Consider the following 12670-nt stretch of genomic DNA (forward strand, 5'->3'; position numbering starts at 1 on the left):
GTTGCGCTTCAGCGCTCTTATTAGCGCTGAAGCGCAACAACGTACTAATTAATTACAAGATCATTTTCTAATTCTGAAGGTACGCCATCACGCGCCAAGTTAGTCATTTTTCCGCCCTTTTGCAAAAAATCATTAATCATGGCAAAAATTGCATTAACTTTGCGCGATCGCCATTCATCAGTTAACTTCACAACTTCCGCCGCAGGTAAACGACGTTCTAATGCTTCATAAAGATAAGCTGCATGACCTGTTTCATCTTTTGCTACGCTCAAAATTCCCTTTTTGATATTGTTACTAATGGGATCTTCTGGCAAAGCATTAGCCATTCGCACAAAATCTTTGCTAGCATCCAATTCTAGGATGTAAGTACTAGCCATAAATACATCCCAGTTAATATTTTCCGGTTTCAAATCTTCACTAGAGTAACCCTGATAATATGCAGCAAAAAATGGACTGCGGTTGTTATTATTGCTTTTGGGTAAGCTTTTAAAATCAATTACTTGCTTGTTTAATTGTTTCAAAGCTTGAGCAAAAATTTGTCCGTGACGACGTTCATCAGCAGCATGACGCGCCAATTTTTCTGCTAGCCAAGTATCGCCTTCAGCAGTCGCCCTTTGACTTAGTTTTTCCAAAAAAGGAACTGCGCCAGATTCAGAAAGTTGTAACCCTGCTAACATACTTGGGCGAGTCAGACTGTCTCGCATATTACGCGCAGTTACATAAGCTGCTGCACTAGAGGTAAGAATGTGCAAAATGTTGGTGATAAAGTTCATAATCGAGAGTTCAGTCCTTGTCTGGAAATTTTATGAAAATTAACCGAGAATGGTTGCTGATTCTGATACATTCTAAAAAGTATTATCCAATAATTGCAACCTGAGTTTAACTATGCAACTGACACCACAGGAAAAAGATAAACTACTAATTTTCACCGCCGCCTTGTTAGCAGAACGCCGCAAAGAGAGAGGATTAAAATTAAATTATCCTGAAGCAGTAGCCTACATTACTGCTGCTATTTTAGAAGGAGCAAGAGATGGTCGTACTGTAGCCGAATTAATGAGTTATGGCACAACCATACTCAGCAAAGAAGATGTCATGGAAGGAGTAGCAGAAATGGTACATGAAGTACAAGTGGAAGCAACCTTTCCTGATGGGACAAAATTGGTAACTGTACATCACCCAATTTTATAACTGTAGTTAATAGTTTAGCCCTCATTCTGAAGATTGATTTGACTTGCGATTCTCCGTTGCAGAGGCTACGCCAACGCCTAACGAAACCCGAAAATTCCCTGATAAACTATGAAGATTGCATTTATCATTTACAACGGATTAACTACTTTAGATTTTATTGGGGTATACGATCCTATTACTCGGCTAAAAACAATGGGATTTGTCTCAGATTTGCAATGGGATATTTGTTCCTATTCTCCAGAAGTAAAGGATAACACTGGACTAGGTTTGATTCCGACAAAAGTCAAAGAATCTCTGCAAGAATATGACATGATTATTGTTCCCGGTGCAGTCGTAACCAGACAATTAGTTGAGGATGCAGAATTTATTTCTTGGTTGCAAACTGCAAGGTCTTGTAAGTACAAAGTTTCTGTATGTACAGGTTCTTTACTACTTGGTGCAGCCGGATTTTTAGCCGGGAAAACTGCCACAACTCATCCTAATGCTTTCGCTGAACTAGAAAAATATTGTGCTTCCGTAGTAGATCAAAGAATAGTCGATCGCGAAGATGTAATAACCGCCAGAGGTGTGACTTCATCAATTGATTTAGGACTATATCTGTGTGAGAAATTCTGCGGTTATGATGTAAAAGAACAAATCAGGCAACGCATGGATTACCCGCATAATAATTATTAATTTGAGGAGAAGAAAATGATCCCCGGAGAAATCATCACACCAGAGGGTGAAATTGAATTAAATGCAGGTCGTTATACTCGAAGAATGTTGGTAGCAAATAGAGGCGATCGACCAATTCAAGTGGGTTCACATTTCCACTTTTATGAAGTTAATGAATCTCTCGAATTTGACAGAGAACAAACTAAGGGAATGCGCCTTGATATTCCAGCAGGTACAGCAGTACGCTTTGAGCCCGGAGACGAAAAAGAAGTGGTGTTAGTACCCTTTGTCGGAAGTCGAGAAGTTTACGGCTTTAACGGCAAAATTAATGGGAGTCTACCAACAGCATAAAATTAGCAAATCAGAGGATTTTTTATGTTTCTCAAAGATAGACAACGCCGCAATATTGACTACATACAAACGATAAAAGGAGTAGTTACTCTTTTAAGAGATCCCGGACAAACTGACTCAATTTACGATGTTGAAGAAGGTTTGCGTAACATTAAAGCTGCTCAATTATCTGTGGATTTTTTGAAATCAAAACCAGAGGTAGCGGCAATTATTGCCGAACGTTATCTAGCACCTGAACCAGATATGGAGGCACTGCTAAAATTACCCCAAGGATCTTTAGGATATGAATACGCATCCTATCTCACAGAAGCAGGTTTCGATCCTAACTTTTACCGCAAAATTGAAGTAGTAGATGATGTCAGTTATGTGTTTTTAAGAATTCGCCAAAGTCATGATATTTGGCATATAATTACAGGCATGAAAACTGATGTGATTGGGGAATTGGGATTAAAAGGATTTGAATTAGCCCAAACTCGTAGACCAATGTCAATCATTTTATTAGCTGGTGGTTTACTGCGAACTTTGTTAAGTTCTCCAGAAGATTTGGATCTGTTATTAGATCGGATTGCTGTAGGCTATAGAATGGGCGCTAAAGCTAAACCATTTTTGGCGCAAAAATGGGAAGAAAATTGGGAAAAACCTGTGTCAGAGTGGAGGGCAGAATTAGGAGTTGAATTAGCTCCTGTTTATATTCCTTGATCCCAAAATTGGTAGTGTAGTTATCACCTGTAATTTAACGTAAGTTGTTAATTATTAGCCGATAAGTTTTCGTTCGCGTAGCGTGCCGTAGGCAATCCCCCATTATCCCCCGAACCCAAGGGGCATTTTGAATCCGGTTCCCCCATTATCCCCCGAACCCAAGGGGCATTTTGAATCCGGTTCCCCCCTTACAAAGGGGGGTTAGGGGGGATCTAACCAACAATCTATGTAACTAGCAACTTGAGTTAATTTAACTAATTAGGTATAACTACAGTAAAATATTAAAACCGCAAAAACTTAACTATGGAATGGTACAACGCGCCACCAAATTGGCAAATTCAAGGTGATACAATTAATGTTACTTCTGGCGCAAAAACCGACTTTTGGCGCGAGACTCACTACGGCTTTATCCGAGACAACGGTCACTTTTTCTATCAAACAATTCAAGGAGACTTTGTTGTTGATGTCAAAGTTAGCGGTGAGTACCGGGATTTATACGATCAAGCGGGAATTATGCTGCGCTTAGATGAAGCTAATTGGTTAAAATGTGGCATTGAATTTGTCGAAGGTGTGCAACAAATTAGTGCTGTTGTTACTAGAAATTATTCCGATTGGTCAGTTGTACCATTACCAGAAAATCCGCCCTCTATTTGGATGAAAGTAATTAGGCGTGGTACTGCGATCGAAGTAAAATACTCTTTAGATGGCGAAGATTACACAATGCTGCGATTGGCATATCTTACCCCGAAAGTAACAGTAAATGCGGGTTTAATGTGTGCCTCTCCCGATGGAAATGGCTTTTCTACCAAGTTTGAAGCATTTAAAATTAGTCAATTGTGAGGAATTCTTATGAGTTATAGAATGGATCGGCGTGCTTATGCGGAAACATACGGGCCAACTGTTGGCGATCGCATCCGTTTAGCCGACACAGAATTATTTATTGAAGTAGAACAAGACCTGACAACCTACGGCGATGAAGTCAAATTTGGTGGCGGTAAAGTAATAAGAGATGGCATGGGACAATCACCCATTTCTAACAGTAATGGTGCAGTTGATTTGGTAATTACTAATGCTTTAATCGTCGATTGGTGGGGCATTATTAAAGCAGATATTGGCATTAAAGATGGCAAAATTTTTAAAATTGGTAAAGCCGGAAATCCTTATATTCAAGACAATGTAAATATTATTATTGGCCCCGGAACCGAAGCTTTAGCCGGGGAAGGCATGATACTGACAGCAGGTGGTATCGATTCGCACATTCACTTTATTTGTCCGCAGCAAATCGAAACTGCGATCGCATCAGGAATTACTACAATGATCGGCGGTGGTACTGGCCCCGCTACTGGGACAAATGCTACCACTTGCACTCCGGGCCCTTGGAACATTTACCGAATGTTGCAAGCTGCCGATGCCTTCCCTGTCAACTTGGGATTTTTGGGCAAAGGTAACAGCAGCAAGCCGGAAGGACTGGAAGAACAAGTACTTGCAGGTGTAATGGGGTTAAAACTGCACGAAGACTGGGGAACCACACCAGCAACAATTGATACCTGCCTTAGCGTCGCGGATCAGTACGATGTACAGGTAGCAATTCATACCGACACCCTCAACGAAGCTGGATTTGTGGAAGCTACGATCGCCGCCTTCAAAAATCGCGCCATCCACACTTACCACACCGAAGGCGCAGGCGGAGGGCACGCACCCGACATTATTAAAGTGTGCGGTGAGTTAAATGTGCTACCTTCTTCCACCAACCCGACTCGACCTTACACTTTGAACACCTTGGAAGAACACTTAGATATGCTGATGGTGTGCCATCACCTTTCGCCCAGCATCCCCGAAGATGTCGCCTTTGCAGAGTCGCGCATTCGTCGGGAAACGATCGCCGCTGAAGACATTTTGCACGACTTGGGCGCATTTAGCATGATTTCTTCCGACTCGCAAGCAATGGGAAGAGTAGGGGAAGTGATTATTCGCACTTGGCAAACCGCCCACAAAATGAAGGTGCAAAGAGGAATTCTCTCCCCTACAAATTCACAAGGAGAAATGCAGGAGAGAGCAGACAACTTCAGGGTAAAGAGGTATGTGGCTAAGTATACTATTAATCCGGCAATTACTCACGGAATTGCTCAATTTGTTGGTTCGGTGGAAGAAGGGAAATTAGCAGACTTGTGTCTTTGGAAACCTGCATTTTTTGGCGTAAAACCAGAGATTGTGATTAAAGGTGGGGCGATCGCATACTCTCAAATGGGAGATGCTAACGCCAGTATTCCCACACCTCAACCCGTGCATACTCGCCCCATGTTTGCTAGCTTTGGGGGTGCGATCGCAGCCACATCCTTTACCTTTGTTTCTCAAGCAGCATTAGAAAGAGAAATTCCTACACAGTTGAAGTTACAAAAAAGTGCGATCGCAGTATCAGGAACTCGCCAAATTACCAAGCGAGATTTGAAATTAAACGATGCTTTACCGCAAATAGAAGTCGATCCAGAAACCTATCAAGTTAGAGCAGATGGAGAGTTACTAACTTGTGAACCTGCAACAGTTTTACCAATGGCGCAACGATATTTCTTATTTTAATTTATTGCTGAAAGAGGAGTTAACGAACAAGATTAAAATGCTTAAAAATAGCAAAAAGAAACTGGCAGATGCCGCCTTGAAAGATCATTAGCTAACAAAAATCAAGATCAAACAGCTGAAAAAGGATGAAGTGTTACAAAAATTCTATTTGCTTAGTTCTGTCTTCGTGGAACCTGCCACCTCGTCCTCTGCCTTTTCCTCTAGTACTAGGAGAACCTCTATCTGGTGGGACAGCCTCAGCTATAATGATAGTTTCTGAACTAACTTTAGCCCTATTCTGAGCTTTCAAGTTAGGGTAAAAAACTAGAAAACTACTTAGCATGATTATTTCCGAAACAATTAAAACTAATTTCATTTGCTTTGACCTCAACTGCTTTTTAACAACCTAGATGAATAATGACTACAATTAGTTCCCTGTTTCAGACTGAAAATGAGCATTTGTTGACGGTTATTAATGCCTAATTGTAAGTAGACCCTAAAGAGTTTTACCTCAGATCTCGTGACGCTCAGGATAAAAGCAAAAATTTTTCTGAATCTAGTACTATTCACTATAATTATAGAAAATATAGCTTGAGGCACCATAGGTCAAATTACGAACCTTTCCGTTTATTCAGTAACTAGAGGATTTACGTAAAATTCCAGATTTATTGTAAGCTAATCAACTTTTCGAGCAATTTACTGTGCCAGTGCGTAAGTCCTAATTCCATTGTTTCAGCTTCAGGGTAAGAACGAAAAACCGGGTTTTTTTGGTCATAGTCCGTAAGTCCTAAAATTAGAGAATTTTTGCACAAATCCGGGCAGCTTTCGGATGAGCGATAAAGTAATCTTTTAACCACAAGCAACCCCGCTTGAGCAATTCATCTAAGTCTTCCACACGCCAACGCTTTACTACACCATCTCCGGCCACAGTGACTAAGTATTTTCCATTCTTGCTAAAACTCATACTGTAAACTCTGCTTTCGTGACCGTTAAATTGGGCAATTAACTGTCCTGACGGCAACCTTAACTGTGTTGTTCCGTCCTGTCCGGCAATAGCCAATAGCTGACCATCTGGGCTATAAGTAGCATTCAATACTCCGCCCTGACTAGTAGTAAAAGTGTTTAATTCTTGACCAGACAAATTCCAAACTCGAATGGTTGTATCAGTTCCAGTACTAACTAACTGCTGACCATCTGGACTAAAATTGACACTTAAAACTTCGCCTTCATGAGCGGAAATAATTAACTGCTGACCCGACAAATTCCACAGCCGAATAGTACCATCTTTTCCGGCTGAAGCTATATATTTGCCATTGGGACTAAAAGTAACAGTATTAACCAAGTCTCGATGACCTTTAAACAGAATAGGTGGTTGTGATGAGGAAATTTTCCACAGGCGAACAATACCATCTTTTCCCGCTGTGACGATAGTTTCGCCATCAGCACTAAAACTGGCACTATAAACGCTATCTGGATGAATTAGCGATCGCACTAACCTTTTTGATTCCCAACTCCATAATCTCACTTGTTTCTCATCTCCTGCCGTAGCTAACAGCTTTCCATTCGGACTAAAAACTACACTATTAACTCTATTCCGATGGCATTTAAACTCAGCTAATTGTTGGCCTTGGAAGTTCCAAACTTTAGCTATCTTATCTTCTCCAACTGAAGCAAAATACTTTCCATCAGGGCTAAAATTTACACTCCAAGCTTCTCCAGTATGTCCTTGCCAACTTGATGCTAATTGCCGCGAACTTGTCAGCGGCCATTCAAAGTTCCAAATTCGCACTTTTCCATCTCCCCCCGCTGTGGCGAGGATTTTTTTATTAGGACTAAAGCTGAGACTTTCCACCCGTATTTGATGATTAGGAAATTCTGCTAATAATTGTCCAGACAAATCCCAAAGTCTAGCTTTACCATCAACTCCAGCGGTTGCTAATAATTTTCCATCGGGACTAAAACTAATATTTAATACAGGACTTCGGCTGTTTTCCCATTTTTTTAAAGGTTGCCCTAATGACTTTTCCGAAATATTCCACAGTCGAACAGTTCCGTCCTCTCCAGTAGTTGCTAAGCGTTTTCCCTTTGGGTCAAAACTAAGGCTAGTAACAGATCCTTGATGTCCTGTTAACTTCTTGAGTTCTCTTCCCGATGGCAGCCAAATTCTTGCTGTTCCATCTTCACCCGCAGTGACGATATATTTGTCATCGGGGCTGAAAATTGCATTCCAAATCGCATCTTTGTGACCTTTTAATTGGATTAATTGTTTACCTGATAAATCCCAAATTATCGCTGTACCATCTTCTCCCGCAGTCACTAGGCGCTTGCCATCTCGACTAAAATTGACGCTCCAAACTTCACCTTTGTGACCTTTTAATTGGGTTAATTGTTTACCTGATAAATTCCAAATTATCGCTGTACCATCTTCTCCCGCAGTAGCAATATATTTGCTATCAGGACTAAAATTTACACTCCGCACAGACTGATTATTATGACTTTGGAATTTTATATTTTTTCTCCCCGAAAGGTCTAAAATTTCGATGATTCCCGCTTCTGCTGTAGTTGCTATATACTGCCCATTGGGGCTGAAATTCACACTTAAAACTCGACCTGAATGAATATTAAAATAATTTTGTTCTTTAATATTACCGAGAATATCTTGAAGAGTCGATACTGGGCTCAGAGCCGGATATTTTGACCATACAGGAGAGGATTTAACGATTTCTTTTAAGCGAATTCCTGATTCGATCGCTGATAATAAAGCTTCTAATTCTTCATTTCCAAATTGTCGCAAAGTGTTGGCTGCTGATTGTTCTAATTTTACGCCTTCTTTTGCTTGTTTGGCTTCTTTGTTGGCTTGTTGAAGAGTGGTATTTGTCCAAAAAGCAACACCGATCGCACAAGCTGTAGTTAAAGCTAATCCCACAAAACCTGTACGAACTGTTCCTCTAGCTTTCTGCTGCGCTGCTTTTAAAATTCGATTGGCTTCAATTTGGACATTTAAGGCAACTTGCACCTGTTCTTTATCTAACTTTTGGCTAGCAGATAAAAACTCATAATCCTGATTGCCTAAATTTTTATTTTCCGCCCAAGCTAAAGCATCCTGCAAAGCTAGACCATGCAATAATCGCGATTTATCCTGACAATTTGAAGCTAACCAAGCTGTCAATGTTTCGGCGTAAGGTCGCAGATTACTTAATTCTTTTTTCACCCAATCCAAATTAAAAACTGAAGCATAAATCGGATTATAAATTTTTAATTTACCATGTTGTTCGACAACTATACCTAATAAGCGCAATTCCATTGATTCTAAGCTACCATCAGCTGTGACTTCCCCATGTTGTAAAATTTGCTGATATAGTCCTAAAATTCTCGCTAAACGTTCACCTTTGTTCAAAAAGCGATCGCGAATTGTTCTCAAATGTTCCGGTTCATCTTGAACTTCCCAATTTTCAATAATTCGACTCAGCACTAAATTTTTCACCGCTTCTACTTCCACACCTGCATCAATAAAAACTTCCCCATTTCGGATAATTTTACAAAGTCTTTGGGTCAAAAAAGGTTGTCCACCTGTCCAATACAAAATCTCTTTTAACACCGCTTTAGGATTGCTAGCTTTATCCGCTATTCCACTAGCTAACGGCGCAGCTTCATCTAACTTAAACCCAGACAATTCAATAGCTTGACCAATATTAAAAGGTGTGCGGTTTTTATCGAAAATTAAATCCGAAGGAGTCGCTACACCTAATAAAGCAAAACTCAATCGTTGATAATCTGAATTTTCCGCCCTTTTGTTGTAACAGGCGCGAATAAAAGCAAAAAAATCATCACTAGAAAAATTTAAACTTAAAACACTGTCTATTTCATCGATAAAAATTACAATAGGTTTGTCAACTTCTTTTAATAAAACTGCTTCAATAAATTCACTAAAATTTTGTAATGGCGAAAGATATTGCCGATCGCGCCACCAAGTCCGCGAACTAACTTTTAAATTAAAATTAGTTACTAACTTGTGTGTAATTCCGGCATACCATTGCTCTATTGTAATATCCTGACTACCAATGGCAGTTAAGTCAATTCCCGCACAAACAACTCCTTCCCTTTTTAATCTCTGCATTGTTTGGACTCGCAAGCTAGATTTACCCATTTGTCGCGAGTTCAACACATAACAAAACTCTCCTGATTTTAAAGCTTCATATAACTCTTGATCTGCTTGTCGCTTCACATAAGTCAGCGCATTTAGTGGTAAACTACCGCCTACTTGATAATAAGAATCTAAATTATAATCCTGATTCATAAGTGTATTATTGGAAGCGATCGCTATAAAATTTCTAGTCATTACTTTTGTAACCTCATTCATTAAATTTCTTCGTTTTGGCTAGATTTAGCGATGAAACAATCAGTTCAAAGCTATGTAGTTACACCTCCGATTTGTTTTAACTCTTCAGGATGGCTATGTAAATAATCTCTCAACCAATCATCAGCTTTTGCTAATAACTCATTCAAACTGACAATTTCCCAAGTATTTACAGTTCCATCCTCTCCTCGACTAGTTAAATATTGTCCATCAGGACTCAATCCCACACTACAAACTCTTGTATATTGGCTACACAACGAAACCAAAGGTTTCCTTAAATCCCAAATTCGGAATGTTCCATCTGCACCTGCGGTTGCCAAAAATTTTCCATTTGGACTAAAGCAAACATCCCGAACTGTACCCAGATGTCCATTCAATTTTAATAAAAGCTGTCCAGACAAATCCCAAATTTTAATTGTACTATCCTTACCAGCAGTAGCAATATATAATCCATCATGACTAAACCTAATAGTTTGAATTTCGCTATGTTCTGTTTGCCAGTGAAACATTCGTCGTTTAGAAAAGTCCCAAAGTCGGAGAATATTACTTTTTTCGATCATTACTAAGCGTTGTCCGTCAGGACAAAAAGTAATTTCAGTAATTTTCCCAGGAATACTTTGATTCACTTTCAGTTCCAAAGGTTGTTGCTGAAAACGCCTCCATAAACGGACTATCCCATTACGAAATGCCGCAGTAACACATTCTCCATTTGGGTAAAAACCAACAGTAGTTATCCAACTTGGATGAATATTTCTGTTAGCTATCTGTTGCCCTGAAAGATTCCAAAATTTAATGCCATCTTCAGCAATTGTAACTAAAATTTTCCCATCCGGGCTAAATTTAGCTTCAATTACTGCACTGCGATGACGATCGAATTCATGAATCTGTTGTCCGTAAAAGTCCCAAAGTCGAGTAGTATTATCCTCTCCTGTGGTAGCTAGATGCTGTCCATCAGGATTGAAATTAACATTCCAAACTTCTCCTTGATGAGCTACAAATTCAATTAACTTTTGCCCTGAGATACTCCATATTTGTACTTTACCATTACGACCTCCAATTGCCAAATGCTGACTGTCAGGAGAAAAGCTAATGGAAGTAATTCCTCGCCAATCAGCAAAAAATTTATTTTTTTCCCGGATGTAGGTTAAAATAGTTTGTAAAGCTACTAAGGGACTGAAGCAGGGATAGTTTGTTAAAGAAGTCTCATCATTAATCAGCGATTTTAAAGCTTGTCCTGCTTGCATTGCCAACATTAATGCGTCAAGTTGTTGGCTTTCAAATAATCGCAAAGCACTAATACCAGTTTGCTCAATACTTGCCGCTTCTTGAGCAATTTGCGACTCATCTTCAGCAGATGAGTGAATTTCTTTTAATTTTTGATGAGCTAGAGCAATTTCTCTCGTTTCTAATGATTGGCTAGCAGTTAAAAATTGAAAATCTTGAGTACTTAAGCTTTTATCTGCTGCCCAATCTAAGGCATCTTGTAATGCTTTTCCGCGCAATAGATAGGTTTCATCTTTTCTATTTGTCGCTTCCCAAGCATCGATCGCATCTGTATAAGGACGTAAATTAGCTAAACATTCATCTATCCACTGGCGATTAAAAACTAACTCATAAATCCGATTATAAACTCTTAATTTCCCATCTTTTTTCACAACCAATCCCGATAATTGTAATTCTAATTGGTCGGAATTATTATTAGCAGCAATCTCCCCTTGCTGCAAAATTTGTTGATACATTCCCAGCAGTCTACCTGGTTGTAGGCAACTTCTCAATAAGCGATCGCGTATTGTCCGCAAATGTTCTGGTTCATCCTGTGCTTCCCAGTTATCAATAATTTGAGAACTAATAATCTTTTTAATCCAATCTTTTTGGTTATAAATCTTATTTTTCGGGTGAAAATTCGCTTCACAACTGAGATAATTCTGGATAATTCGACAAACCTTTTGCGTCAGAAAAGGCTGTCCCCCAGTCCAGTCTAAAACCTCTTTTAAAACCGCTTTAGGAGCGGGAACTTTTCCCTGAAAACCTTTAAGTAAAGGTTCTGCATCTGCTAATTGAAAACCACAAAGTAGAATTGCTCGACCAACATTAAAAGGCGTACTTTGGTGTTTAGCATCAATTAAATCGCCAGGAGTAGCTACACCCAACAACGCAAAAGTTAACCGCTGATATTCTGGGCGATCGGCCCGATTATTATAACAAGCCCTAATCGCCGTAAAAAAATCATCGACTCGGAAATTTAAACTGAGAACACTATCAATCTCATCTATAAAAATGACAATTTTTTGATTAATCCGACTCAGCAATACTTCTTCAATAAATTCATGAAATCGCTGTACCGGAGAAAATAAATCTCTTTCTCGCCACCAACTGCGTAAATTAAAATTACCCGCCAAATTAAAACTATTAACTAATCTTTGAATAACTCCCGCATACCATTGTTCCGGTGTGATTTGCTGACTACCGATCGCCGTAATATCGATCGCAGCACAAGCCACACCAGACTCTTGCAAACGCCGCATCGTCTGCACTCGCAAACTAGATTTACCCATTTGTCGCGAGTTTAAAACATAACAAAATTCCCCCGCTTGTAACGCCTCAAACAACTCATCATCTGCCTGTCTTTTTACGTAAGTGGGAGCATCTACTGGTAAACTTCCCCCAACTTGGTACATATCCGCAGAATTTCTTAAGTTTAATTCAGCCATTCCATTTTAAATTTTAGATTTTCTCTCCTGTTCCCCTGCTGCCTTAACTATACTGTTCACGGTCATAGAGTAGGGGCGAAGCATTCCGGCAATAATTTGTTGGTTATCGCCAAATATATGTACCGGAATGCTTCGCCCCTACAAATCAAAAACA

The 12670-nt window shown here is 39.6% G+C and carries 10 protein-coding genes; 6 read left to right on the plus strand and 4 right to left on the minus strand.

Annotated elements, in window-relative coordinates; genetic code table 11:
- Nucleotides 1-44: 44 nt before the first annotated feature.
- The gene (locus ACE1CC_RS19605) at nt 45-773 is read right to left on the minus strand and encodes a ferritin-like domain-containing protein (RefSeq protein ID WP_413272117.1); all 729 of its coding nucleotides are present in this window, start codon (nt 771-773) and stop codon (nt 45-47) included.
- A 112-nt stretch (nt 774-885) separates the two neighbouring features.
- Between ACE1CC_RS19605 and ureA the strand changes: the two genes are divergently transcribed.
- From ureA to ureC, 6 genes are all read left to right on the plus strand, one after another.
- A complete protein-coding gene (gene ureA / locus ACE1CC_RS19610; protein WP_413272118.1) occupies nt 886-1188 on the plus strand; it encodes an urease subunit gamma in 303 nt (100 codons plus the stop codon).
- A 108-nt stretch (nt 1189-1296) separates the two neighbouring features.
- Complete coding sequence (locus ACE1CC_RS19615) at nt 1297-1863, plus strand: DJ-1/PfpI family protein (RefSeq protein ID WP_413272119.1); 567 nt, start codon at nt 1297-1299, stop codon at nt 1861-1863.
- 15 nt (nt 1864-1878) lie between these two features.
- Nucleotides 1879-2193 carry an urease subunit beta gene (locus ACE1CC_RS19620; protein ID WP_413272120.1) on the plus strand — a complete coding sequence of 105 codons (315 nt, stop codon included), beginning with the start codon at nt 1879-1881 and terminating at the stop codon, nt 2191-2193.
- Nucleotides 2194-2217: 24 nt separating this feature from the next.
- On the plus strand, nt 2218-2892 hold the full coding sequence (locus ACE1CC_RS19625) for a Coq4 family protein (protein ID WP_413272121.1): 675 nt from the start codon (nt 2218-2220) through the stop codon (nt 2890-2892).
- A 303-nt stretch (nt 2893-3195) separates the two neighbouring features.
- On the plus strand, nt 3196-3732 hold the full coding sequence (locus ACE1CC_RS19630; RefSeq protein WP_413272122.1) for a DUF1349 domain-containing protein: 537 nt from the start codon (nt 3196-3198) through the stop codon (nt 3730-3732).
- A 9-nt stretch (nt 3733-3741) separates the two neighbouring features.
- Entirely contained in the window at nt 3742-5469 is a 1728-nt protein-coding gene (gene ureC / locus ACE1CC_RS19635) for an urease subunit alpha (RefSeq protein ID WP_413272123.1), read from the plus strand.
- Between the two features lie 133 nt (nt 5470-5602).
- On the opposite strand, the gene ACE1CC_RS19640 is transcribed toward ureC, so the two are convergent.
- From ACE1CC_RS19640 to ACE1CC_RS19650, 3 genes are all read right to left on the minus strand, one after another.
- Nucleotides 5603-5824, minus strand: coding sequence for a hypothetical protein (locus ACE1CC_RS19640; protein ID WP_413272124.1), 222 nt, complete (start codon nt 5822-5824; stop codon nt 5603-5605).
- A 417-nt stretch (nt 5825-6241) separates the two neighbouring features.
- Nucleotides 6242-9787, minus strand: coding sequence for a WD40 domain-containing protein (locus tag ACE1CC_RS19645; protein ID WP_413272125.1), 3546 nt, complete (start codon nt 9785-9787; stop codon nt 6242-6244).
- 71 nt (nt 9788-9858) lie between these two features.
- Complete coding sequence (locus tag ACE1CC_RS19650; protein WP_413272126.1) at nt 9859-12516, minus strand: AAA-like domain-containing protein; 2658 nt, start codon at nt 12514-12516, stop codon at nt 9859-9861.
- Between the last annotated feature and the right edge of the window lie 154 nt (nt 12517-12670).

The sequence above is a fragment of the Floridaenema aerugineum BLCC-F46 genome, from assembly GCF_041929345.1.
Taxonomy (GTDB): Bacteria; Cyanobacteriota; Cyanobacteriia; order Cyanobacteriales; family Aerosakkonemataceae; genus Floridanema; species Floridanema aerugineum.